The sequence below is a fragment of the Kitasatospora griseola genome (assembly GCF_014648555.1).
In the GTDB taxonomy this organism is placed as follows: Bacteria; Actinomycetota; Actinomycetes; order Streptomycetales; family Streptomycetaceae; genus Kitasatospora; species Kitasatospora griseola.
Genome location: NZ_BMRI01000021.1, coordinates 1 through 23551, shown reverse-complemented (window position 1 = coordinate 23551; position 23551 = coordinate 1). Strand labels below are relative to the sequence as shown.

The window sequence follows — 23551 nt, the reverse complement described above, 5'->3', positions numbered from 1 at the left end:
GGGAACGGCGTCTCCGGCTCACGGGGGAACAAGCCGGAGACGCCGTGTCTGTGGTTGCGGATTCAACTGATTTCCGCGACAGGCTGAACTTAGATCCTGGCGACGTCGCAGGTCAAGAGTGGTTCAAACGGTTCACTCAGGGTGTCCCCGGCGATCCGCCCGGTGATCCCGTCGACCCGCAGCGAGGCGAACGGACGGCTCGGATCGGCGGCGAAGTGCGCCCGTTCCGCGACCGCCCAACCCGCCCAGAACTCGGCCAGTTCCGGACCGTCCCGCAGCTCTCCGCGGGCCCGCGCCGCCGCCGCGTCCAGCTCCATCCACAGCAGCGCCGCCAGCGCCGGGCGCACCGCCCGCCGGCCCGCGCCCACTCCCTCCAGCAGCACTACTGGGGCCGGCGGCACCGTCACCACGTCGTCGAACTGCCGTGCCGTCCAGTCGTACACGCCGTGCCGGGCCGACTCGCCCCGCCCCATCGGCTCCAGCACCTGGGCGCGCAGCCGGTCCACCCAGCCGAACGGTTCCCGATGGGTCGCCAGATCGTCCAGGTGCACCACCGGTGCGCCGCCCAGCGCCGCCGCCAGCCGGCCGGCGAAGGTGGTCTTGCCGGAACCGGCGTGCCCGTCCACCGCGACCAGTCGCACCGGGCCCAGCGACGGCGGCAGCGCGAGCAGGCCCGCGGCCAGCGCGGACAGGTCGGGGAAGGCATCGGTCATCCGGCCAGCCTACGTGGCTGGGCGGGGAGCTCCCGGAGGGCACCGGAGCCGCGGCGCCCTCGACGGGAACGGGCGGGTCAGGCCGCCCGGCGGTCGCGCTGCGCGGGCACCAGGGCGCGCACGGCGCGGTGGGCGCCCGCGTGCGAGAACGGCTGGGTGCGCCAGTCCAGCGCCGTCGGCAGGGCCACCAGGTTTTCGACGGCGCCCTGCTCGGGCTGCTCCACGCTCTCCGGCAGGTCGGCCGTCGGCGCGCCGGTGCCCCGGCAGATCGCCGATTGGAAGGGGTTCCACGCGGAGGGCAGCACCGCGTGCTGCGGCAGGCTCTCCTCGTCCCCGATCAGGGCGATCGGGCGGTCGCAGGCCGGGCAGTGCACCCGGACGATGTCCCAGTTGTCGGCCGCGCCCGGGTCCGTCCCGAAGGACGGCTCGGACGCGACGGGTTCGTCCTCGACGTCGGGACGCTGGTCGGTGGAAGGCATCTGATCCCCCTCGGATCGGGCCGGAATCACTCGTTGACCGGGCCACCAGCAGCACTTCCCGCTGACGACGCGTCATAACCCTGCGCTCCGGCGCACGGTGATGCACCAAGTGTGTTCCTCGCCACATTCCGTTGGCATGTGCCCCCCGAATGCGCCCCCAGCGAGCTGTCTGCACAGCCCGGCCGTCCATCGAGTAGGTTGACGCCTTGTGGAGGAACTCGACCAGCGCATCGTCCAGCTGCTGCTGCAGGACGGACGGATGAGCTACACCGACCTGGGCAAGGCCACCGGCCTGTCCACTTCGGCCGTGCACCAGCGGGTGCGCCGCCTCGAACAGCGCGGCGTCATCCGCGGCTACACCGCCATCGTCGACCCCGAGGCGGTCGATCTGGCGCTCACCGCGTTCATCTCCGTCAAGCCGTTCGACCCCAGCGCCCCCGACGACACCCCCGAACGCCTGGTCGCCCTCCCCGAGATCGAGGCCTGCCACAGCGTCGCCGGCGACGAGAACTACATCCTCAAGGTCCGCGTCCCCGGCCCCGGCGACCTGGAGGACCTGCTCGCCCGGATCCGCTCCGCCGCCGGCGTGTCCACCCGCACCACCGTCGTCCTCTCCACCCCGTACGAGGCCCGCCCGCCGAAGCTCTGACCCCCCGACTGTGCAATCGGCCAGGGTGCGAGACTGGTCGCCATGACCGAACGCACCGACCGGACCGTCCTGCTGCGCGGCGGCAACGTCTACAGCCCCGCCGACCCCTTCGCCACCGCCATGCTGGTCGAGGGCGAACACATCGCCTGGGTCGGCAGCGACGGAGCCGCCGAGGCGTACGCCGACGTCGCCGACGAGATCGTCGACCTGCAGGGCGCCCTGGTCACCCCCGCGTTCGTCGACGCCCACGTGCACGCCACCTCCACCGGCCTCGCCCTGACCGGCCTCGACCTCACCGCCGGCGCCTCGCTCGCCGAAGCGCTCGCCGCGATCGCCGAGTTCACCGCGGGCGGCGCCGACGGCGTCCTGCTCGGCCACGGCTGGGACGAGACCCGCTGGCCCGAGCGCCGCGCCCCCTCGCTCGCCGAACTCGACGCCGCCGCCGGCGGGGCCGCGCTCTACCTGTCCCGCACCGACGTCCACTCCGGCCTCGCCACCAGCGCCCTGCGCGCCCTCGTCCCGGCACTGGCCGACTGCGCCGGGTACTCCGCCGACGGCCCGCTCACCCAGGACGCCCACCACGCCGTCCGCCGCGCCGCGCTCGCCCACCTCACGCCCGCCCAGCGCCGCGACGCCCAGCTCGCCACGCTGCGCCGCGCCGCCGAACTCGGCATCGGCGCGCTGCACGAGTGCGCCGGCCCCGACATCTCCTCCGCCGAGGACCTCGCCGCGCTGCTCGCCCTCGCCGCCGAGACCCCCGGCCCCGAGGTGTTCGGCTACTGGGGCGAACTCGGCGCCGCGGGCGTCGAGACCGCCAAGCGGCTCGGCGCGGTCGGCGCCGGCGGCGACCTGTTCGTCGACGGCGCGCTCGGCTCGCACACCGCCTGCCTGCACGAGGACTACGCCGACACCGACCACACCGGCGTCGCCTACCTGACGGCCGGGCAGATCGCCGAGCACGTCGCCGCCTGCACCGAGGCCGGCCTGCAGGCCGGGTTCCACGCCATCGGCGACGCCGCGATCACCGCCGTCGTCGAAGGCGTCCGCGCCGCCGGCGACAAGCTCGGCGCCGAACGCGTCAAGGCGATGCGGCACCGCGTCGAGCACGCCGAGGCGCTCACCCCGGAGACCCTCGCCGCGTTCGCCGAACTCGGCCTCACCGCCTCCGTCCAGCCCGCCTTCGACGCCGCCTGGGGCGGCCCCGACGGCATGTACGTGGAACGCCTCGGCGCCGACCGCGCCGCGCAGCTCAACCCGTTCGCCGCGATGCTGCGGGCCGGCATCCCGCTGGCCTTCGGCTCCGACGCGCCCGTCACCCCGCTCGACCCGTGGGGCACCGTCCGCGCCGCCGCGTTCCACCGCACCCCCGAGCACCGGATCTCGGTGCGCGCCGCGTTCACCGCCCACACCCGCGGCGGCCACCGCGCCCTCGGCCACGACGCGGACGGCGTCCTGGTGCCCGGCGCGATCGCCTCCTACGCGGTCTGGGCCACCACCGACCTGGTCGTCCAGGCTCCCGACAACCGCATCGCCGGCTGGTCCACCGACCCCCGCTCCGGCACCCCCGGCCTCCCCGACCTCACCCCCGGCGAGCCCCTCCCCACCTGCCTGCGCACCGTCGTCCGGGGCCGGACGGTCCACACCCACCAGGGCCAGTAGGCCGTCTCTTCGGGTGAGGTACCTTTCGGGGGACGTCGTACGAAGTAGAGAGATGGTGCGCAGGTGGCACTGCCCGTTTCGCAGGAGCACCCCGTGACCGAGGGGCAGGCGGACAGCGCGCCGCAGCGCCCCGGCCGCGGGGGATGGTGGGCCCGGACGGGGCTGGCCGCGGTGTGCGGGACGGCGATGGCGTTCGCCTTCCCGCCGTACGACGTGTGGCCGCTGTCGATCCTCGGGGTGGCGGCGCTGACGCTGCTGACCCGGGGGCGGCGGGCCCGGCACGGGGCCTGGCTGGGCTTCGTGTTCGGCGTGCCGTTCTTCGTGGTGCTGCTGTCCTGGCTGCGGGTGGTGGGCTGGGACGGCGTGATCGGCCTGTCGGCGATCGAAGCGCTGTTCCTCGCGCTGATGGGCGCGGGCCTGGCGCTGACCTCGAAGCTGCGCGGCTGGCCGCTGTGGGCCGCGATGCTCTGGGTGACCCAGGAGTGGGCCCGTGACCGGCTGCCGTTCGGCGGCTTCCCCTGGGGCCGCCTGGCGTTCGCCAACACCGCCAGCCCGTTCACGCCGCTCGCCGCGCTCGGCGGCGCCCCGCTGGTGACCTTCGCGGTGGCCGGCTGCGGCACGCTGCTCGCCTGGGCGGTGCTGTGCGTGCTGCGGGCCCGCCGGGCCGGCACCGCCATGCTGCCGTGGCGCACCGTCGCGGGCGGCCTGGCGGCCGTCGCGCTGGTGCTGATCGGCTATGTCGTGCCGGTGCCGACCGCGGCCGCCGACACCGTGAAGGTCGCGATCGTCCAGGGCAACGTGGACCGTCCCGGCATGGACTTCCTGGGCCGGCCGATGCTGGTGCTCAACAACCACGCCAAGACCACCGAGCAGCTCGCCGCGGACGTCGCCGCCGGCCGGGTGCCCAAGCCCGACGTGGTGATCTGGCCGGAGAACGCCTCCGACCTCGACCCGTTCACCGACCCGGCGGCCTACGCCCGGATCGACGAGGCCGTGAAGACCATCGGCGTCCCCACCCTGGTCGGCGCCCTGGTCGACGGACCGGACCAGCAGCACGTGCGCAACGAGGGCATCGTGTGGGACCCGACGACCGGCCCGGGGGAGTCCTACACCAAGCAGCACCCGGTGCCGTTCGGCGAGTACGTGCCGTTCCGCGCCGAACTGTCCAAGGTGATCACCCGCCTGCAGCGGGTCGCCCGCGACTTCTACCCCGGCACCGGCAGCGGCGTCATGCACCTCGGCCCGGCCCGGATCGGCGACGTGATCTGCTTCGAGGTGGCGTACGACGAGATCGTCCGCGACACCGTCAACCAGGGCGGCCGGGTGCTGGTCGTCCAGACCAACAACGCCACCTACAACCGGACCGGCCAGACCGAGCAGCAGCTGGCGATGTCCCGACTGCGCGCCGTCGAGCACGGCCGGGCCGTGCTGATCGCGGCCACCAGCGGCGTCAGCGCCGTGATCACCCCGGACGGCGAGGTCCAGCAGCGCACCGCGGAGCTCGACCAGGAGGTCCTCAACGCCGTGGTCCCGCTGCGCGACGGCCAGACCATCGCCGACAAGGTCGGCGCCGGCCCCGAATGGATCCTCGCCCTCGGCGGCCTGCTGGCCTGCGCCTTCGCCGCCGCGACGGGCCTGCAGCGCCGCCGGGCGGCCAAGCAGGCCTGAGCGGTCGGCAGGTCGCGTCACGCTCTTGGTGGCGGAGTACGGAGTGCCGCCGGGCGAGGGCGGGAGGTTCGCGTTCGGCGGCCTGTTGGCCTGCGCCTTCGCGGCTGCGACGGGCCTGGAGCGTCGTCGGGTGGCCAAGCAGGCCGGGCGGTCGGTAGGACGTGTCAGGGCCCGGGCGGCGGGAGCACGGGGTGCCGCCGGGTGAGGGCGGGAGGTTCGCGCTCGGCGGCCCGCCGGCCTTCGGCTTCGCGGGGCCCCGGGTTGTCACGCGGGTCCGAGGTCAGGTGGCGGGGTCGCGGGCAGCGGAGTGTGCGGCCGGAGCGGGCCCTTGCCTCCGCTCGGCGTGCGGCCTCGCGGCGGGCGGGCAGGTATCCCTGAGGCAGGCCTGAGCGGGCGGCGGGGCGGGCACGGTCCGGGTGGCGGCGCGCGGATCGTCGCCGGGCGTGGGCGGGAGGTTCGCGTTCGGTGGCCTGTTGGCCTGCGCCTTCGCGGCCGCGACGGGCCTGCAGCGCCGCCGGGCGGCCAAGCAGGCTTGAGCGGTCGGCCGGACGCGTCACGGCCCGGGCGGCGGAGCACGGAGCGCTGCCGGGCGAGGGTGGGAGGTTCGCCCTCGGCGGCCCGCCGGCCTTCGCGGGTCCGACGTCTGGCAGTGGCGCCGTGGGCAGCGGAGCGGGCTCCTGCCGCTACCCGGCCTGCCGCCTCGCGGCGGGCGGGAAGCACCCCTGAGGCAGGTCCGACGTCGAGCAGCCACGCAGGCCCGATCGGGCGGCGGGACGGGCCACGGGCCCGTACGGCGGAACACGCGGGCCCGGTGGGCCGTTGTCCAGGGTGGTGCCGTGAATGCGGCCGGAGTCGCCGGTCGTCGCTGAGAGCACCGCGATGGAGTGGATCCGTACCGTGTCCCAGCAAGCAACCCCGGCCCGTCCGACCCGGCGTGGGCGTCTTGCCCGGATCGTGCCGCTGTTGATCGCCGTCTGGCTGGTGCTGGAGATCTGGCTGGTCACCGTGGTGGCCGGCTGGGTGGGCTGGTTCCTGACGTTGGTGCTGTTGCTGGCCGGGGTGTTCCTGGGCGGCACGGTGATCAAGCGCGCCGGGGCGCGGGCGTTCCGCGCCGCCGTCGAGCTGTCCAAGGACCCGCAGTCCGCGCAGCCGCAGACCGGCACCTCGATGACGGTGCTGGCCGGTGTGCTGCTGATCCTGCCGGGCTTCCTGTCGGACCTGCTGGCCGCCACCCTGCTGCTCCCGCCGACCCGCGCCGTGTGGCGCGCCGTCGCCCGCCGGCTCACCGGCAGCGTGCTGCGCTCCACCGCCCCGGTCGGCGCGGACCGGTTCGCGGACGCGATGCGCCTGCAGGAGCAGCTGCGCATCCACCGCCCGGACGGCAAGATCGTCCAGGGCGAGGTCGTCGACCCGCCGGCCGGCCCGAAGGGGCCGGACACCGAGTACCGGCCGCCGATCGCCCCGTGATCCGCTCCTGATCCCGACAGCAGGTAGCGCCGAATAGCAGGCAACGCCGAAGGGCCCCGGAACTTCCGGGGCCCTTCGGCAGTGGTGCGGGTTTCGGTCCGTCAGGCGGACTTGCGGGAATCCCGCGGGTGGACCGCCAGGTTCATCCCGCCGGAGCGGAGGACGGCCAGGCGCTCGGCCAGGACCTCCTCGAGCTCTTCGCGGGTCCGGCGCTCCATCAGCATGTCCCAGTGGGTACGTGTGGGCTTGGTCTTCTTCTCCTCCGGCTCGTCGCCGTCGAGGAGTGCGGCCTCCTGGCCACAGAAACGGCACTCCCACACCACGGGGATCTCCGCCTCGACCGAGAACGGAACCTCGAATCGGTGCCCGTTCTGACATGCGTATTCGACGGTCTGGCGCGGTGCCAGATCAATGCCGCGGTCGGTCTCGTAGCTGGTCGCCCCGAGTCGCGTGCCGCGGAGAGCTCGCTCGCTCATGAATCGTGCCTCCCGGGCTTCTTGCCCACAGGACTAGTGGTCGCTGTCTTCGTCGATGGGTCCAACGCCCGACCTCCGACGAAGATTCCCGTCCGGGACATACGTCGCCTGTCGTGCCGCCCCTGTTTGTACCCATGGTCGCCCGATTTGTCACATCTGAGCGGTGATATCACCCGGCGTGTCACATTTTGTGCACTTCTGGTCGGCGCGCGCAGAGCGTTCGAAGAAGCGATCGAGGGAAGGTCGAGGACGGGTCGAGGGCGGGTCGTCAGGCCATCCCGGGCTGTGCGGGAGCGTGGTCCTTGGTCAGCCGGACCTCGGCCCGCTCCGGCTCGGTCCCGGCGGCCTCCGACCCCGTGACCTCCGCTCCGGCGGAGGGGGACTCCTCGGTGCGGGTGTCGCGGTGCGGCAGCAGCGCGACCACGGCCTCGCGCAGCGCCTGCGGGGCCTCCTCGTCGAGCGGGTCCACCGTGACCGGGACCTGCACCCGGACGGGGGCCGCGGTGCCGATCCGGGCGTAGCCGCGGCCGGGCGGGGTGTGCGCGGCGGGCGCGATGTCCAGTGGGACGCCCAGCCCGGCCGAGCCGGACTCGGAGGTGATCGGACCGAGCACCACCCGGGCCCGGGTGCAGGCGTGCACGGTGGCGGCGATCCGGTGGCGGGCCTCCAGGTCGTCGACGAACACCACCGTGACGCGCGCCGCCCGGCCGTGCCGCAGCGGCACCTCCAGCAGCTCCTGCGGGTCGGTGCGGCCCTCGGCGTGGGCGAGCTCGGACAGCTCGGTGAGGTGGTCCAGCAGGATCCACAGCGGCCGGGTGACGTCGGCCGGCGCGGTCACCCCGTGGTGGCGTGCCGCGTTCAGCGCGATCAGCCGGCGCTCGGTCTCCTTCGCCACCCAGTCCAGCGCGGCCAGCGCCCCGTGCAGGCTGGTCTCCACGGTGTACACGCCGGGACGGTTCACCAGGCAGGCGTGCTCGCCGGTGCTCGCCCCGTCGACCACCACCAGGTCGCCGTGCGGCAGCGCCTGCAGGGCGATCGAGCGCAGCAGCGTCGAGGTGCCGTACCCGGCGGTGCCGAGGGCCAGCAGGTGCGGTTCGGCGGAGCGCGGGCCGACCCGCCACACCACCGGCGGCTGCTGCTCGGTGGCCCCGCCCTGCTCGACCGGGATGGTGCGGTTGCTGCCCGCGCCGTCGGTGAAGCCGAGCACGATCTCGCCCGGCGCGGTGACGAACCGCTGCGCCACGATGTCGGCGGGCAGCGGGGCGAGCGCGCTCACCCGCAGCCGGTTGATCTCCTCGTCCCAGTCGAAGCGGTACTCCCGGGAGCGGCCGGCCTTGCCCTGCACGACCTGCTCGATCCGGGCCCGGGCGGCGGGCTCGGTGTCGGTGAAGTACGCCGGGTAGGAGATCTCCAGCGCGGTGAGGCGGCCGTCCGGGTCGAACTCCCAGCCGGAGAACGCCGCCCGCCACTCGCCGTCCAGTCGGTACAGCGCGAACGGCTCGTCGATCCCGCCGAGGTACGGGGTGAGCGCCGCGTACAGCGCGGTCAGCTTGGTGTCGGCGAGGTCCGCCTCCGGTTCGGGTTCGGACTTGGGGCCGCGGCCGGCCCAGGCGGCCGAGGCGACCAGGGCGACGAGCGCCATCAGCGGGCCGTGCGGCAGCAGGAAGACGCCGATCGTGACGGCTGCGCCGACCAGCAGCGTCGGGCCGCGGCGCTCCTTCGGGGTGGCCGCCCAGCGGGCCTTGGTCCAGTCGGCGTGGCGGCGCAGGCCGCGGCCGATCACGGTCAGCGGCGCGAACACGTCGGCGGCGTGGTCGCCGGCGGTGCGGGCGAGGTCGCGGCCCCGGTGGAAGTGGCGGGTGAAGGACATGCGGGCTCCGGTGGCGGGATGGGGTGGTGGCGGTGGGTCGGGCGGGGGCGGGGTCGGCCCGGGTCGGCGAGCGGCCCGGGGCGGTGGGACCTCCGCGCCCGGGCCGCCGGGAGCCGGGACGGTTCAGAACTTCAGGCCGCCGATCAGGCTGGCCAGGCTCGCGCCGCCCGCCTGGATGCTCGGGGCGATCGAGGAGCCCGCGACGTAGAAGCCGAACAGCGCGCACACCAGGGCATGCGAGATCTTCAGCCCGTCCCGGCGGAAGAACAGGAAGGCGATGACGCCGAACAGCACGATGCCGGAGATGGAGAGAATCACGGGACGCTCCTCACAAAGGGCGGGGACAGTGTGACAGAAAGTGCCTTTATGGTGACAAAAAGTAATAGATGATGGTGTGCGGCAAACGGGTGGATCTCACCGGGCCGCCCGCCGCGACCGCGCCCCGCCCGCCCGGAGATCGCCCGAACGGCCGTCCGGAACCACGCCCCGAGTGGCGTCCGCTACCGTTCGCGCATGACCGACCACACTCCGCCCGACCCCGAGGTCGTCGCCCTCGCCGGCCGCCTGTTCGACGCCGCCCGCACCGGCGACACCGCGCTGCTGGCCGCCCACCTCGACGCCGGTGTCCCCGCCGACCTCACCAACGACCGCGGCGACACCCTGCTGATGCTCGCCGCCTACCACGGCCACGCCGCCACCGTCACCGCACTACTGGAACGCGGCGCCGAACCCGATCGGGCCAACGACCGCGCCCAGACCCCGCTGGCCGGCGCCGTCTTCAAGGGCGCCACCGACGTCGTCGACGCCCTGCTCGCCCACGGCGCCGACCCGCACGCCGGCACGCCCTCCGCGCTCGACGCCGCCCGACTGTTCGGCAAGGACGATCTGGCCGCCCGCCTCACGGCCGCCCGATAGCGGCCCGTACCCTTGACCGACATGGAGATCCGCACCACCGGCTTCGGACACCCCGACGCCCAGCAGCTCGCCGCCGACGTCCAGCAGGAGTACGTCCTGCGCTACGGCGACGGCGACCAGACCGTCATGCACACCGACCACTTCGACCCGCCCGCCGGGCTGTTCGTGATCGGCTACCAGGACGGCGAGCCGGTGGCCTGCGGCGGCTGGCGGGTCAAGGAGCGCGACGCGGACGGCCTGCGCGACGGCGACGCCGAGCTCAAGCGGATGTACGTCGTCCCCGCAGCCCGCGGCAAGGGCTACGCCCGCACCCTGCTGCGCCACCTCGAAGCCGCCGCGATCGCCGCCGGCCGCACCCGGCTGGTGCTGGAGACCGGCACCCTGCAGCCGGAGGCCGTCGGCCTGTACGCCTCCGAGGGCTACGCCGAGATCCGCAAGTTCGGCTTCTACAAGGACCACGAGCTCAGCATCTGCCTGGGCAAGGAGCTGGGCACGCTGTAACTTTCGCACCCGCCGGGCCGGTTGGAGCGGCCGTCGACCCGTGATCCGCGGGCGGCGGCCGCTCCGCCGTTCTCCCGGCCCGCCGCAGGTCGGGGCTCGGACGGGGCTGACTTCCGTCGAACTTCCGTGTGCGTCAAGCCCGTTGGCGCGGCCGACCGGTGCCTCGGCGGTCCGTTGCCCGGGGAGCGCACCCGACCGTACGGTCCGTCCACCCACCCACCCCCGGAAGGACGAACCATGGCTGCACAGTTGCGCGCAGCACGCCGGCGCGGGCGCGCCCTCGCGGCGCTCGCCGTCGCCGCCGCCGGCGGACTGCTGGCCGCCGCCACCCTCGGCAGCGGCCCCGCCGGAGCCGCCGGCGGCACCCTGCACGACCTCGCCGAGGCCAAGGGCCGCTACTTCGGCACCGCCCTCACCCAGTCCAACCTGAGCAACTCCACGCTCACCGCCGTCGCCGGCGCCCAGTTCGACATGGTCACCCCCGGCAACGAGATGAAGTGGGACACCACCCAACCCTCCGCCACCACCTTCAACTTCGGCCCCGGCGACCAGATCGTCTCCTTCGCCAAGGCCCACAGCATGCGGGTCCGCGGCCACACCCTGGTCTGGCACAGCCAACTGCCGTCCTGGGTCAGCAGCCTGCCCACCGCCCAGGTGCAGGCCGCGATGGAGAACCACGTCACCACCCAGGCCACCCACTACAAGGGCCAGGTCTACTCCTGGGACGTCGTCAACGAGCCCTTCAACGAGGACGGTTCGCTGCGCACCAGCGCCTTCTACAACGCCATGGGCAGCGGCTACATCGCGGACGCGCTGCGCACCGCGCACGCCGCCGACCCGAACGCCAAGCTCTACCTGAACGACTACAACATCGAAGGCGTCAACGCGAAGAGCGACGCCATGTACCAGTTGGTCTCCTCGCTCAAGTCGCAGGGCGTGCCGATCGACGGCGTCGGCCTGGAGAGCCACTTCATCGTCGGCCAGGTCCCGAGTACCATGAAGGCCAACATCCAGCGCTTCGCCGCGCTCGGCCTGGACGTCGCCGTCACCGAACTCGACGACCGGATGCAGGTGCCCGCCGGCGCCGCGAACCTGGCCCAGCAGGCCACCGACTACGCCACGGTGATCGCCAACTGCCTGGCCGTCAGCGGCTGCGTGGGCATCTCCCAGTGGGGCGTCGGCGACGCCGACTCGTGGATCCCCGGCGCGTTCGGCGGCTACGGCGCCGCCACCATGTACGACGACAACTACCAGCCGAAGGCCTCCTACCGCTCGGCCGTCACCGCGCTCGGCGGCACCGCGGGCTCGCCCTCGCCGTCCTCGTCCCCGTCGTCCTCCGCCTCGCCGTCCACGCCGCCGACCGGCTCCGGGTGCCGGGTCAGCACCCAGGTCAACGCCTGGGCCACCGGCCTGACCGAGAACGTCACCGTCACCAACACCGGTGGCAGCGCCGTCAACGGCTGGTCGGTCAAGTTCACGCTGCCCGGCGGACAGACCGTCACCAGCGCGTGGAACGCCGCCGTCAGCCCCGCGAGCGGGCAGGTCACCGCCACCGACCTGGCCTACAACGCGGCCATCCCGGCGGGCGGGTCCACCGGCTTCGGGTTCAACGCCAACCACACCGGCAACCCGGCCGCCGCCACCGGATTCTCGCTCAACGGAGTGGCCTGCACGGTCGGTTGATCCCGCGTCGGGCCCCAGTCGGTCGCGCCGCGCCCGTCCGAACCGAAACCTCCTCGCGAGGGCGGGAGCGGTGCGGCATCCTGACGGACGATGAACGAGAACACCGGAAACAGCGAAGCGATCGAGGGCGAGATCGGGCGGATCGCCGCCCGGCTCGCCGGGATCGACGGCATCGTCGGCGTCTGCCTCGGCGGCAGCCGGGCCCGCGGGGCGCACGTCGACGGCTCCGACTACGACCTCGGCCTGTACTACCGGGCCGGCGAACTCGACACCGCCGCCCTGCGCGCCCTCGCCGCCGAACTCTGCGGCCACCCCGTCGAGGTGACCGAACCCGGCGGCTGGGGCCCGTGGGTGGACGGCGGCGCCTGGCTCGACCTCGGCCCGGCCCGCGTCGACTGGATCTACCGGGACATCGCCCGCGTCCGCCACTACGCCGCCGAGGCCCGGGCCGGCCGCTACCTCGCCGGCCAGCAGGCCGGGCACCCGTACGGGGTGCCGTCCTACGCGTACGTCGGCGAGCTGGCGCTGGGGCGGGTGCTCGCCGACCCGGACGGCGAGCTGGCCTCGCTCCGGGCCGAAGTGCGGGAATTCCCAGTCGAGTTGACGAAGCGGCTGGAGGCGGACGCCGCATGGGAGGCGCCGTTCGCGCTGGCGGTCGCCCGCAAGGGCGCGCGGCGCGGCGACGCCGGCCACGTGCAGGGCTGCCTGTTCCGGGCGGTCGGGCTGCTGGTGCACGCACTGCACGCCCGGGCCGGGCGGTGGCTGGTCAACGAGAAGGGCGCGATCGCGTCAGCTAGTCAACTCGCCTGTGCACCGCCGGACTTCGAGCGTCGGGCGCAGGCCCTGTTCGCCCCCGGCGCCGTCGACCCGGCCGCGCTCGGCGCGGTGCTGGACGCGGCGGAGGCACTGGCGGCCGAGGTGCTGGCCGGGGCGGAGGTCCGACATGGCTGAGTTCGTCGAACTGACCACCCCCCGCCTGCTGTTGCGCCAGTGGAAGGACGGCGATCTGGACCGCTGGGCGGAGCTGAACGCCGACCCCGAGGTGCGCCGCCACTTCGGCAGTCTGCTGACCCGCGCCGAATCGGCCGGCTCCCTGGCGGCCTTCCGGGCGGAGCTCGCCGAACGCGGCTGGGGCTGGTGGGCCGTCCAACTCCGCGACGGAGGACGGTTCCTGGGCTTCGCCGGGCTCGACCCGGTGGACGAGGAGGCGCCCGTCGAGGGCGTCGAGGCCGGCTGGCGCCTGCACCGCGACGCCTGGGGCCACGGTTACGCCACCGAGGCGGCGCAGGCCGTACTCCGGTACGGCTTCCAGGAGTTGGCGCTGCCGGAGATCCTGGCCCTGATCGCGGAAGGGAACACCCCGTCGCGCGCCGTGGCGGAACGCCTCGGCATGACGTACGACCCGGCGGCGGACTTCGACGACCCGACCCTGCCGCCGGGCCCGCACCGCCGGACGGTGGTGTACCGGCTGAGGCCGAGCGCAGGTTAGAGCACCGCCGTCCAGAAGGACGCCTCGTACGCCTGCATCAGGTGGGCGGCGTGCCGGGCGTCCTCGGCGGACTCGCCTTCGTCGAGGGCGTGTTGGAGGAGTCCGAGGGCGGTGGGCTCGAAGTCCGGGGGCAGGGTGGCGAAGAACCGGAAGAAGGCGGTCGCCTCGGCGGAGAGCCCGTAGTGGCGGGGGAGGGCGGTGGCGAGACGGCCGCAGTAGCCGCCCCAGAAGCCGAAGTTGGCGAGCAGGGCAAGGACGGTCTCGGCGATGGTGCCGAACTGCGCCAGCCAGGCGAGGTGGTGCGGGTAGGTCTGGGCGGCCGCGCGGGGGCGGTAGGCGGCCAGGTCGGCGGGGGAGAGGCCGACGGCGGCGGCGAACGGCGGCAGCAGGTCGAGTGCCTGGCCCTCGCCCTGCGAGAGCCCGAGGAAGAACGGGGCGGCGGTCGGGCCGGAGTCCGCGAAGCGGGCGGCGAGCAGGGCGAACGAGCGGCGGTCGCTGCGGATGATCCGGTCCTCCTCCCCGGCGATCCGCTGCAGCGCCCCGACCGGCGCGGTGCCCGCCTCCACCCGCTCGACCAGGCGGTTGTGCGCGGCGGCCGGGGCCAGCTCGGCGACGGTGCGTTCGTACAGTTCGCGTGCGCTGGTCAACGGGGTACCTCCGGCGCGCGAGCGGCAGGGCCGCTGCTGACGGCTGCGGGCACCGCCCATGCTAGAGGCGGGTGCCCGCAGCCGCCGGAGTGCCACACCGGCGGTGCTTCAGCAGTGTCAGGCAGGCACCCGGACGAAGGTGCCGACGATGCTGGTCGCCCCGAGGACGTACGGCTCGATGGCGGCCGTGACCTGCTCGTACGTCAGGCCTGCGGACGGGAGGGTGGGCGTGGAGAGCGCGTAGAGCGTGAATACGTAGTGGTGCGGCTGACCGGTCGCGGGCGGGCACGGACCGCCCCAGCCGACCACCGGCCTGCCGTAGACGTCGAAGCTGTTGGCGCCCTGGGTGAACTGGAGGGCACCGTGGCCGTCGATCCGGTGCGTCGAGCCCGGGATGTCGTACAGCACCCAGTGGTGCCAGCCGCCGGCCAGCGGGGCGTCCGGGTCGTTCACCAGCAGCGCGTAACCGGCCGTGCCGGCCGGGGCGTTGCGCCAGTTCAGCTGGGGCGCGAGGTTCTTGCCGTGGCACGACGCGCCCTCGGAGCCCGGCCCGCCGAACTCCGTCCAGGCCGGCAGCTTGCCGCCGTCGCGGAAGTCCGGACTGGTCAGGGTGAACGGCGTGAGACGGTCCTTCGGGGCGGCGTCCGCGGTGCTCGCGGGCGCGGCGGCGGTGAGCGTGCAGCTGACGGCCAGCGCGGCGGCGGCGACGGCCGCCGTCCGGAGCGCGGGCAGGCGAGAGATGATCAACTTGACCCCCGTGTCGTTGATGTGACGCCCCGTCGGAAAAGACCGGGCGGCGGCCGTCAGCTAAGCCGCCGAACGGCGGAGGGTCAAGAGTTTGCACACCGATTTCCGGGGTCCCGCACGCCCGAGGTGACCGAACGCGGTGCTCAGGCGTCGGCGTCGTCCGCCGGATCCTTCCGGGGCGGCGGGTTCTGGCCGATCAGGTCGAGCAGCCCCGGGAAGCGTGCCTCCAGGTCCTCCCGGCGCAGGTGCGCCTTCCGGCTGTTGCCCCGGTTGATCTGCTGGACCAGCCCGGATTCGCGCAGGATGCGGAAGTGGTGGCTGAGCGTGGACTTCGAGACCCCGAGCTCGAAGGACAGGCAGGTCCGCTCGGTGCCGTCCGGCAGTTCCGCGAACTCCTGGACGACCCGGTACCGCAAGGGGTCCGACAGGGCGTTCAGGACCGCTGCGAGCTCCATCTCGTCCCGGCTCGGGTGACCTTCCGCGTCGACCATCTCTCCGTCTTCCCGTCGCTCGCCCGCCGCAGTCGCGGGTCAGGTTCGACTTGCATGATACCTCTGCTTCCTGCCAGTCTCAGGTTCGACAAAAACCGAACCTTGGGTTCGGAGTCCTCGGAGTCCTCCGGAACGGGAGCATCCTCAACCATGGCTGCACAGACCGAAGTTCCCCTCGTCGGGGAAGGCGCCGGACCTCAGGGGGCGGGGCGCCGACGGCAGACGTTGATCCTGGTCGCCGTCCTGCTGGCCGTCCTCGTCGTCCCCATGTCCATCTCCGGCACAGGCGTGGCGCTGCCGTACATCGGCTCCGACCTCGACGCCGGCCTGGTGCCCCTGCAGTGGGTCGTCAACGCCTTCAACGTGGCGTTCGCCTGCTTCACCCTCGCCTGGGGATCCGTCGCCGACATCATCGGCCGCGTCCGCGCCTTCGCCCTCGGCGCCACGATCTACGCGGCCGCCTCGCTGGTCAGCGTCTTCGCCGGCAACGTGATCCTGCTGGACGCCGCCCGCGCCCTGGCCGGCATCGGCGGCGCCGCGATCTTCGCCTGCGGCGCCGCGCTGCTGTCCACCGTCTTCGAAGGTCCCGCCCGCGGCCGGGCGTTCGCGCTCTTCGGCACTGTCGCCGGCGTCGGCGTCTCCTTCGGCCCGTCGCTCTCCGGCGTGCTGATCGAGAGCGCCGGCTGGCGCTGGGTGTTCGCCGTGCACGCGATCGTGCCGGCCCTGGCCCTGCTCGCCGTCCCGACCATGCGCCGCGCCGTTCGGGAGACCCGCGTCGACGGCGCGCGCATCGACGTCCGCGGCTCCGCCCTGTTCGTTCTCGCCATGCTGCTGCTCACCACCGGCATCGCCCAGGGCTCGCAGTGGGGTTGGGCGAGCCCGGGCGTGCTCGGCCTGTTCGCCGGCACGATCGCGGTCCTCGCGATCTTCGCCGCGGTGGAGAAGCGCACGGAGCACCCGATGCTCGACCTGGGCATCGTCACCGACCGCCGGTTCATGGCGCTCTGCCTGGTGCCGGTGGCCGGCTCCTTCGGCTTCGTCACCATGCTGACCTACCTGCCCGGCTACCTCACCGCCGCCGGCGGCTGGTCCAGCGGCGCGGCCGGGGCGGCCATGCTGCTGCTGACGGCCCCGATGCTGGTCCTCCCGCTGGTGACCGCCAAGCTCGTCGCCAGGGGCGTCCCCGCGATGCGCATCATCCGCCTGAGCGTGGTCCTCCTGGTGGTCGGCGCCGTCGGCCTCCAGCTCTTCCGGCCCGGGATCGACCTCGGGCTGGTCGCCCTGCCGATGCTGATCACCGGCGCCGGCTTCGCCCTCGCGGCCGGCCTGGTCGACGGCCAGGCCCTGGCACTCGTCGCCCCGGAACGGGCCGGCATGGCCGCCGGTCTCCTCAACACCCTGCGCCTCGGCAGCGAGGCCGTCGCCGTGGCCGTCTACGGCTCGCTGCTCGCGACCGTCATCAGCGGCAGGACCCGGGACGGCATCGCCGAATTCGCCGACGCCGGCGACCCGGCCACCGTCGCCGGCACCGTCGCGAGCGGCAACATCTCCGGCCCGGTCGGACACGTCGCCGAGGCGCGGCGCGGCAGCTTCACCGACCTCCTGGTCCACGCCTACGACGGCGCCTTCCACACCGTCCTGTGGGTGCTCGGCGGCATCTGCCTGGCGCTGCTCGTGCTCATCGCAGCCCTGCTGAGGGGCCGCAAGGCCGAGCAGACAGCGGCCGGCTGACCTCGATGCCCGACCTGCCCTACGCGGGGTGCGCCGCCTCGACGGCGTCGCGGAGGCGGGCGAGGGTGGCGCGCATGCCGGCGCTGTTGACGGCGGCGCGGTCGGTGGGGCGGGTGCCGGTGAAGACCCGGCCGAGGAGTTCGGTCAGGCGGGAGCCGCGTCCGGTGCGCAGGTCCTCCCAGTACTCGGTGACGCGGACGGCGTCGGGCCCCTCCGGTTCGACCAGGTAGCCCCAGGTGGCCACCGGCAGGCCGAACGTGGACACCCGGAAGGCGAATTCCTGCGCGGCCCGGGCGGTGGTGACCCGGCAGTCGGTGAACCACAGGAACAGGCCCTTGCGGTTGAAGCCCAGGAAGCGGGTGCCTTCGACGACCGGACCGCCGCCGAGTCGCCGGACCGCGATGCACTCGGGGCTCCAGCGGGCCAGGTTCTGCAGGTCGCCGAGGGCGGCGTACACCGCTTCGGCGGACGCGTGCACCGTGACGCTCTCCCGGAGGGTCCATTGACGGGTCACGCGGGCCTCCGCGGTTGGAAGTGACTGGCGAGCAGGGCTGGGCGTCCCGGACTGTAATCGCTCGGCGAAGCGCCTCGCAAGGGGCCAAAACCGGCTCCCGGAACGGTACTTGACGGCCCGTACCGGGTGTCGCTAGCGTGCGGACGAGACGACCCGTTCCGACCTGCGGCGCGGGTGGCGACGGACGGCGGAGGAATCGATGGCGGCGGAGCCGATCGCGGAGCCGGAGAAGCTGCGGATACCGGTGCCCGGTGCCGAGCCGCTGGCCGCGACGGTGACGGCGCCGGACGGCCCGCCGTCGGCGGTGCTGGTGCTGTGGCCCGCGCTCGGGGTGCCGGCCGGCTACTACGGGCCGTTCTGCGCCGAGTTGGCCGCCCGCGGGGTGGCCGTCGTCGCGGTCGACCTGCGCGGCCAGGGCGAGAGCGGTCCGCCCGCCGCCCGCCGTTCGACGCACGGCTACCACTCGCTGGCGTCCCGGGACTTCCCGGCGGCGACGGCGGCCGCCCGGGGCCGGTTCGGCGGGGACGTGCCGCTGTTCCTGCTCGGCCACAGCATCGGCGGGCAGAGCGCGGTGCTGGCCGCCGCGCGCGAACCCAAGGCGGTGGACGGCCTGGTGCTGGTCGCGTCCGGTTCGGTGGACTTCCGGGGATTCACCGGCGCCGCCCGCTGGCGGGTGCTGGCGAACACCCAACTCGTGGCCCTGGTCGCCGCCCTGTGGGGCTACTGGCCCGGCGACCGACTGGGCTTCGGCGGCCGCCAGCCGGCCCGACTGATGCGCGACTGGGCCCGCCTCGGCCGCACCGGCCGATACGCGCCCACCGGCGCCGACCTCGACTACGAGCAGGCCCTCACCGCGCTCACCCTCCCGGTGCTCGCCGTCTCCCTCCCCGACGACCACCTCGCCCCCGCCACCGCGGTCGACCGCCTGGTCGCCAAGCTCCCCGCCGCGGACGTGGAGCGCCGGCACCACGTCCCCGCCGAGGGCGAAGCCGCCGACCACGTCCGCTGGGCCCGCTCCGGCGGCGGCATCGCCGAACTGATCACCGGCTGGCTGGCCGGTCGCTGAGCCGAGACACCACGGAGGCGACACACCATGGGGGAGAAGCGCAACCTGCTCCCGCTGTCCGACGAACAGGGCGCTCCCGTCCGGGACTTGGCGGCGCGGGAGCGGATCCTCGCGACCACGCTGCGGGTCCTGTCACGGGTCGGCTACCCGAAGGCGACGGTCGGCGGCATCGCGCAGGAGGCCGGCGTCGGCAAGGCCACCGTCTACCGCTCCTGGCCGCACAAGGCCGCCCTCACCCTGGACGCCGTCCGCACCCGGCTGCCCGACGTCCCGGTGGACGACCTCGGCGACAGCCCGCGCGAGATCCTCGCCGTGGCCCGGGCGCTGGCCGGCCTCTACGGCGCCCCGCAGGTCCGGGCGATCCTCCCCGCCCTGATCTCGGACGCCGCCACCGACCCCGAACTCGCCCACCGCCTGCGCACCGAACTGATCGAACCCCGCCGCGAACGCTCCGCCACCGTCCTGCGCCGCGCCGTCGCCCGAGGCGTCCTCCCCGCCGACACCGACGTCCTCACCCTCCTCGACATGTGGGCCGGCCTGATGCTCTTCCGCGGCCTCCTCCTCGCCGGCGACCTCGACGACCGCGCCGTCCACGCCCTGGTCGCGGCCGCCCTGGCCGCCCCGCCGCGACTGCCCTGACGCCCCGACCCCTCGAAACGCCGAACGGGCCGCACCCGGGGAGGGGGCGGCCCGTTCGAGCCATGACGACCGGTCAGATCAGGGTCGACCAGTAGTACCAGGAGTGACGCACCGTCGATGTGGCCTGCGGCGTTGCTACCGGGAAGCGCGATGACCTGTGGGAACCTCGTTATCAACCGTCAAAGTTGAGTGCTGTCAACCACCCTTGCACGGCCCCCAGGCGGCCCAGAGGCGAGCGGCATTGCAGCCTGTGGTGTCGCTACTTCTGTCAACTGCCTGAACCTTCAGCCGCCGAAAGCTGATTGACCAAGCCTGAGACCGTCCAAGCCTTGGGAAGCCAGGCTGGGACGACGTAGACTCCTACCTCTTACAATCATGCTAGGTGAGCGCTGGGGGCGAGTGGTGCAGTCGGCTGGAGATGCCGTGACAGCCAATGCGCTGGATCTCGCCAAACGCCTACTGGCAGGAAATCAAGACTTTTCGGCTATCCCCGATGTGGCTGGCTATGCGGACATATCACACCAGTGGGATCAGGGCTACAAGAAGGCGCTCATCGCTTCAATTCGCGACGGGGATTGCCTGCCCACTTATACCGAGATTGTTGATTTCCCTAAAGATGCGATTACATTTAGGCCGCTGGCGAGGTTTTCGGCACGAGACAGGCTAATCTACGATGCTCTCATATATTCGATTGCGCCCATTGTCGATAGGCATACGGACGGTCGAGTTCTGAGCTATCGATGGGATCATGGGCGCCGCGAGCCGATATTCTGGGCAAAGCTCTGGGGTGCAATGCAGAAGATATCGCAAAGATTTCTGAATAGCAGCCCCTGGATGAGAATGGCGACGCTGGATGTCTCATCTTTTTATGAGCACGTAGATGTGGGAATTCTTTCGGATGATCTATCCTGCCTTACTGGAGGTCGGGGTGATACGCAGAACTTGATTCGATTCCTCTCTGCCTTTCAGCGAATTAACCATGCCTGGGGACTTCCGCAGGGGTCCGATGCTTCCGCGATATTGGCGAACCTTTACTTGTTCCCAGTTGATGAGTTTCTAGGGAGGTCGGGTGCGGATTTCGCTAGATATTCTGATGACATTAGAATATTTCATTCTGACTGGACTGAGCTCAGGGATATCCTCGGGGAGGTTAGTCGAATCTTCCGGTCTCGACGGCTTTCTGTATCTTCGCAGAAGACGGCGATCCTGGACCGAATTGATAGCCTAGTGCAAATTCGAGATCCGAGGATGACTTCGCTGAGTGCGGCCTGCCGTATGGAAATCCCTGGCGCTCAGGACGAAGTGCGCATTTTCTTTGAAGAGACAATCAAGGAGGATAAAGTAAAGCAGACGCAGATCCGGTTTGCTCTAAATCGATTTGCCAGATTTGGCGATGATTACGCCATCGGCTGGTGCCTCGATAACCTTGCCTATTTGCCGCATGTCGCCAAGGAGCTATTCAGGTATCTGGGGTCATGCAAGAGTCGGGCCAGGGATATAGAGCGGGAACTCTCGCGTTTTATGACTTCGGGAGGAAGTGCGAGTTATCCCTATCTGGAGCAGAGGATCCTACGCTACTTCCTAGTTTCGGGAGAGCGAACTGCGCAGCTCAAAGAGGCTGCCTGGAATATTTTCGACGATAGGAATCGGGAGGACTTCCCGCGCGAGTTTGCAGCTAGATATCTGGGGCGCGATGCATCGATCGGGGAGGCGCAGCTGCTTCGGCATAAATTTGAAGATGAGCCCAGTATCGCGATGCGCCGATCTCTCCTGATGGCACTTTATGAATCAGGAAATATTTCCCGAAATTATCTTAATGAAGTGCAAGAGTACCTGCCACCCCTTAAATGGGTTTGTCGGTATTTGAGTGATCGCCCCACTATCCCGATCTGTTGAGAGGTGAAATGCCAGTGTTGACCCAAGAGCAGACCGACCTACTCAAGGCACAGCTGCAAGAGATGCACGAGAATTGCCTGTACAGCGCTCAGGCATATTTTGAAGCATCTAAGCGATCTGAGCGCTGGGGAAGACTGATGATTTTCTTGCCCGCCTGTGCATCTGCCACTGCTGGCTTTATGTCGGCGCTCGCAAGTCGACCGATCTGGGGTGCGGTTTCAGCAGTGGCTGGTGCCGTGGCTGCTACTGCTTCATTCCTGGGAGGGGCCAAGAAGTCTGTAGATTTTCTTGGATCTGCTCGGGCCTACACTGTGCTGCGACACAAAATCAAGCTTGAACTTCAACTTATATCCCAAGTTGAAGAAATGGACAGAATTATGGAAAAGGTGAGGATCTTGAACGATGAGTATCTTCAAATCGTATCTACGGACTCGCCTGTCCCGAATAGGTCATTTGAATTGGCTCGGAAGAGAATCCAGCGGGGAAGGGCTTCTTGATATTTAATTTGCGGATTACGGAAAGAAGTGGATAGGGCGCTGTTTGCATATCCTGCAACGCAATGAAGCGATGGAACCTATTCCAATTGCCTTAGATAATTATTTCGCGATTTTGTGTGCAGTCGGGACGCCGCGGGAGTGGGAACGAAGGCAGGACTTTTGGAGAGCGGGAAGTGTCGCGCGCTGGCACGCTGTGCGCGCCTTAACATAATGGGGAACTTGGAACGCCAAGGGGTGTGGGGTACCTGTGACTGAACCACCAGTGGTCAAGAGGTAGGCGCAGTGCCCGGACAAGCCATGCAAGCTGTCCGGCCTATTTTCCCGACTCAGGTGGGATGTCCGGACAGTCGGACAGCCCGGACAGTAGACCCTAGTCACTGGCTGTCCGGCGCGGTGCCTGATATGGGTTCCGCAGCCCGCTGAGATGGGTTGCTACGGCTCGGGTACTGTCCGAGCACCGTCACCTCTCGGCCATACTGGCCAAGCCCTCGATGAGGCTCCCGCGATGCGGCATCCTTCATCGTGGCTGGAGATCACAGTATGAGCAGGGGTGGCCAGTGAGTGAGCGAAGTCCACGCGGTACGTACCTGCAGATCGCTGAGGCGCTGCGCGCCGAACTCGACGAGAGTTCCGGACCGACGATGCTCCCCTCCGAGGCGGAGCTCATGGCCCGGTACGGGGTGGCTCGGACGACTGTTGGGCGCGCGCTCAAAGTGCTGGCGGACGAAGGACTCATCCGCTCGCGACAGGGTGCCCGCCGGACGGTCGCGGTCGCCCAGGAGCCGCCTACGGTCTACGACCAGGTCTTGGGGGTAATCGCCATTCAAGGGCTGGAGCCGGGCGACGAGTTCCCGTCGGAGAGCGAGCTGCGCAAGTTGACCGACGCGTCCCGCGGTACGGTGCGCCGCGCACTGGCCCAGCTCGAAGGCGCCGGCGTGCTGGAAGTCCGACGGGGCAAGGGCCGCTTCGTTCGCGCGCTGCCCGGGACGAACACCGCACCACCCGCTTCCTAGGGAGGACACCACCGTGTGGGCCTACGACCTCGCCGAATCCCTGCTCTCCGACAACCTTCCCCGCCGCTGGGCCCACTCGCAGGGAGTGGCCGAGCGGGCCCGCTTGCTGGCGCCCATTCTCGGGCCGGACGCGGAACTGCTCGAATCCGCCGCCGTGTTGCACGACATCGGCTACTCGCCACGTATCACCGACACCGGATTCCACCCGCTCGACGGCGCGCGGTTCATCCGCAACGTCAAGCGCGTGGACGAGCGGGTCGTCCGGCTCGTTGCGCACCACTCCTATGCTCTGCTGGAGGCCGAGGAGCGGGGGCTGCGCCAGGAGCTGGAGGACGAGTTCCCGCTGGAGACGCCCGAGCTGGTCGATGCGCTGATCTACTGCGACATGACCACCACCCCGGACGGCACTGCGACCACGACGCCGGCGCGGATCGCGGAGATCGTGGGCCGGTACGGGCCGGACAGCATCGTCGGCAGGTTCATCCGGCGGGCGGAGCCGGAAATCCACGCGGCGGCCCAGCGGGTGGAGCACCGGCTGGAGCTGGCGGGCTCCGTGGATTCGGTATCTGCGTCTGCCACGGAGCCCGTCACTGCGCTGTCACTGCCGTCACCGCAGGTCATCAAGCTTGCAGTGACAGAGTGACAGCTGTGACAGTCACGACACCCTAAAGGCTGTCTCGTAACTCACCTGGCAGCATTGGGGCACGTGCCCTGCCGGTCATCCGGCGAGGGCGAGGTTGT

Annotated in this window: 25 protein-coding genes; 16 read left to right on the top strand and 9 right to left on the bottom strand. The window is 71.3% G+C overall.

Annotation, left to right across the window (positions count from 1 at the left end):
- Nucleotides 1-89 precede the first annotated feature (89 nt).
- Together IEZ12_RS24140 and IEZ12_RS24135 are read right to left on the bottom strand one after the other, a co-directional pair.
- A complete protein-coding gene (locus tag IEZ12_RS24140) occupies nucleotides 90-713 on the bottom strand; it encodes a uridine kinase family protein (protein ID WP_189274609.1) in 624 nt (207 codons plus the stop codon).
- Nucleotides 714-790: 77 nt separating this feature from the next.
- Complete coding sequence (locus tag IEZ12_RS24135; protein WP_189274607.1) at nucleotides 791-1192, bottom strand: hypothetical protein; 402 nt, start codon at nucleotides 1190-1192, stop codon at nucleotides 791-793.
- 208 nt (nucleotides 1193-1400) lie between these two features.
- Here IEZ12_RS24135 and IEZ12_RS24130 point away from each other — a divergent pair, with 208 nt between their 5' ends.
- The 4 genes from IEZ12_RS24130 (at nucleotide 1401) to fxsA (ending at nucleotide 6635) form a co-directional block, all read left to right on the top strand.
- On the top strand, nucleotides 1401-1841 hold the full coding sequence (locus IEZ12_RS24130; RefSeq protein ID WP_035859581.1) for an Lrp/AsnC family transcriptional regulator: 441 nt from the start codon (nucleotides 1401-1403) through the stop codon (nucleotides 1839-1841).
- Nucleotides 1842-1883: 42 nt separating this feature from the next.
- Nucleotides 1884-3500: an amidohydrolase gene (locus IEZ12_RS24125; protein ID WP_189274605.1), complete on the top strand. Its 1617-nt coding sequence runs from the start codon at nucleotides 1884-1886 to the stop codon at nucleotides 3498-3500.
- Nucleotides 3501-3593: 93 nt separating this feature from the next.
- Nucleotides 3594-5168, top strand: a complete 1575-nt coding sequence (lnt, locus tag IEZ12_RS24120; protein ID WP_229847883.1) for an apolipoprotein N-acyltransferase — start codon at nucleotides 3594-3596, stop codon at nucleotides 5166-5168.
- An 897-nt stretch (nucleotides 5169-6065) separates the two neighbouring features.
- Nucleotides 6066-6635, top strand: a complete 570-nt coding sequence (gene fxsA / locus IEZ12_RS24115) for an FxsA family membrane protein (RefSeq protein WP_043909382.1) — start codon at nucleotides 6066-6068, stop codon at nucleotides 6633-6635.
- A 101-nt stretch (nucleotides 6636-6736) separates the two neighbouring features.
- Here fxsA and IEZ12_RS24110 read toward each other — a convergent pair whose 3' ends face one another.
- From IEZ12_RS24110 to IEZ12_RS24100, 3 genes are all read right to left on the bottom strand, one after another.
- Nucleotides 6737-7111: an RNA polymerase-binding protein RbpA gene (locus IEZ12_RS24110; protein WP_043908226.1), complete on the bottom strand. Its 375-nt coding sequence runs from the start codon at nucleotides 7109-7111 to the stop codon at nucleotides 6737-6739.
- 268 nt (nucleotides 7112-7379) lie between these two features.
- Nucleotides 7380-8981, bottom strand: coding sequence for a hypothetical protein (locus IEZ12_RS24105; protein WP_189274601.1), 1602 nt, complete (start codon nucleotides 8979-8981; stop codon nucleotides 7380-7382).
- A gap of 123 nt (nucleotides 8982-9104) precedes the next feature.
- Nucleotides 9105-9299, bottom strand: coding sequence for a hypothetical protein (locus IEZ12_RS24100; RefSeq protein WP_014134294.1), 195 nt, complete (start codon nucleotides 9297-9299; stop codon nucleotides 9105-9107).
- A gap of 195 nt (nucleotides 9300-9494) precedes the next feature.
- On the opposite strand from IEZ12_RS24100, the gene IEZ12_RS24095 reads away from it, so the two are divergent.
- The 5 genes from IEZ12_RS24095 (at nucleotide 9495) to IEZ12_RS24075 (ending at nucleotide 13569) form a co-directional block, all read left to right on the top strand.
- Nucleotides 9495-9896: an ankyrin repeat domain-containing protein gene (locus IEZ12_RS24095; protein WP_189274599.1), complete on the top strand. Its 402-nt coding sequence runs from the start codon at nucleotides 9495-9497 to the stop codon at nucleotides 9894-9896.
- A 21-nt stretch (nucleotides 9897-9917) separates the two neighbouring features.
- Complete coding sequence (locus IEZ12_RS24090; protein WP_189274597.1) at nucleotides 9918-10397, top strand: GNAT family N-acetyltransferase; 480 nt, start codon at nucleotides 9918-9920, stop codon at nucleotides 10395-10397.
- Nucleotides 10398-10634: 237 nt separating this feature from the next.
- Nucleotides 10635-12080, top strand: a complete 1446-nt coding sequence (locus IEZ12_RS24085) for an endo-1,4-beta-xylanase (protein WP_189274595.1) — start codon at nucleotides 10635-10637, stop codon at nucleotides 12078-12080.
- Between the two features lie 90 nt (nucleotides 12081-12170).
- Entirely contained in the window at nucleotides 12171-13031 is an 861-nt protein-coding gene (locus IEZ12_RS24080) for a nucleotidyltransferase domain-containing protein (RefSeq protein WP_189274594.1), read from the top strand.
- Nucleotides 13024-13569, top strand: coding sequence for a GNAT family N-acetyltransferase (locus IEZ12_RS24075; RefSeq protein WP_189274592.1), 546 nt, complete (start codon nucleotides 13024-13026; stop codon nucleotides 13567-13569). Before IEZ12_RS24080 ends, IEZ12_RS24075 begins: the two co-directional genes overlap by 8 nt.
- Here IEZ12_RS24075 and IEZ12_RS24070 read toward each other — a convergent pair.
- The 3 genes from IEZ12_RS24070 to IEZ12_RS24060 all read right to left on the bottom strand — a co-directional run bounded on the left by IEZ12_RS24070 (nucleotide 13566) and on the right by IEZ12_RS24060 (nucleotide 15418).
- Nucleotides 13566-14216 carry a thiaminase II/PqqC family protein gene (locus IEZ12_RS24070; protein ID WP_189274590.1) on the bottom strand — a complete coding sequence of 217 codons (651 nt, stop codon included), beginning with the start codon at nucleotides 14214-14216 and terminating at the stop codon, nucleotides 13566-13568. The two genes, IEZ12_RS24075 and IEZ12_RS24070, sit on opposite strands and share 4 nt — an antisense overlap.
- A gap of 117 nt (nucleotides 14217-14333) precedes the next feature.
- Nucleotides 14334-14963 (bottom strand): YbhB/YbcL family Raf kinase inhibitor-like protein, encoded by a 630-nt coding sequence (locus tag IEZ12_RS24065; RefSeq protein ID WP_189274588.1) that lies wholly within the window; start codon nucleotides 14961-14963, stop codon nucleotides 14334-14336.
- Between the two features lie 143 nt (nucleotides 14964-15106).
- A complete protein-coding gene (locus tag IEZ12_RS24060) occupies nucleotides 15107-15418 on the bottom strand; it encodes an ArsR/SmtB family transcription factor (protein ID WP_373295523.1) in 312 nt (103 codons plus the stop codon).
- Between the two features lie 186 nt (nucleotides 15419-15604).
- Here IEZ12_RS24060 and IEZ12_RS24055 point away from each other — a divergent pair, with 186 nt between their 5' ends.
- A complete protein-coding gene (locus IEZ12_RS24055) occupies nucleotides 15605-17185 on the top strand; it encodes an MFS transporter (protein WP_229847882.1) in 1581 nt (526 codons plus the stop codon).
- 19 nt (nucleotides 17186-17204) lie between these two features.
- Here the strand turns inward: IEZ12_RS24055 and IEZ12_RS24050 are convergent, their stop codons facing one another.
- Complete coding sequence (locus IEZ12_RS24050; RefSeq protein WP_189274582.1) at nucleotides 17205-17699, bottom strand: SRPBCC family protein; 495 nt, start codon at nucleotides 17697-17699, stop codon at nucleotides 17205-17207.
- A 199-nt stretch (nucleotides 17700-17898) separates the two neighbouring features.
- On the opposite strand from IEZ12_RS24050, the gene IEZ12_RS24045 reads away from it, so the two are divergent.
- The 6 genes from IEZ12_RS24045 (at nucleotide 17899) to IEZ12_RS24020 (ending at nucleotide 23453) form a co-directional block, all read left to right on the top strand.
- Complete coding sequence (locus tag IEZ12_RS24045) at nucleotides 17899-18765, top strand: alpha/beta hydrolase family protein (protein WP_189274580.1); 867 nt, start codon at nucleotides 17899-17901, stop codon at nucleotides 18763-18765.
- A gap of 27 nt (nucleotides 18766-18792) precedes the next feature.
- The gene (locus IEZ12_RS24040) at nucleotides 18793-19404 is read left to right on the top strand and encodes a TetR/AcrR family transcriptional regulator (RefSeq protein ID WP_189274578.1); all 612 of its coding nucleotides are present in this window, start codon (nucleotides 18793-18795) and stop codon (nucleotides 19402-19404) included.
- 423 nt (nucleotides 19405-19827) lie between these two features.
- Nucleotides 19828-21300, top strand: coding sequence for an RNA-directed DNA polymerase (locus IEZ12_RS24035; RefSeq protein ID WP_189274576.1), 1473 nt, complete (start codon nucleotides 19828-19830; stop codon nucleotides 21298-21300).
- A gap of 17 nt (nucleotides 21301-21317) precedes the next feature.
- Nucleotides 21318-21797, top strand: coding sequence for an SLATT domain-containing protein (locus IEZ12_RS24030; RefSeq protein ID WP_189274574.1), 480 nt, complete (start codon nucleotides 21318-21320; stop codon nucleotides 21795-21797).
- Between the two features lie 557 nt (nucleotides 21798-22354).
- Entirely contained in the window at nucleotides 22355-22810 is a 456-nt protein-coding gene (locus tag IEZ12_RS24025) for a GntR family transcriptional regulator (protein ID WP_189274572.1), read from the top strand.
- A 13-nt stretch (nucleotides 22811-22823) separates the two neighbouring features.
- Nucleotides 22824-23453: an HD domain-containing protein gene (locus IEZ12_RS24020; protein ID WP_189274570.1), complete on the top strand. Its 630-nt coding sequence runs from the start codon at nucleotides 22824-22826 to the stop codon at nucleotides 23451-23453.
- The last annotated feature ends 98 nt before the right edge of the window (nucleotides 23454-23551 follow it).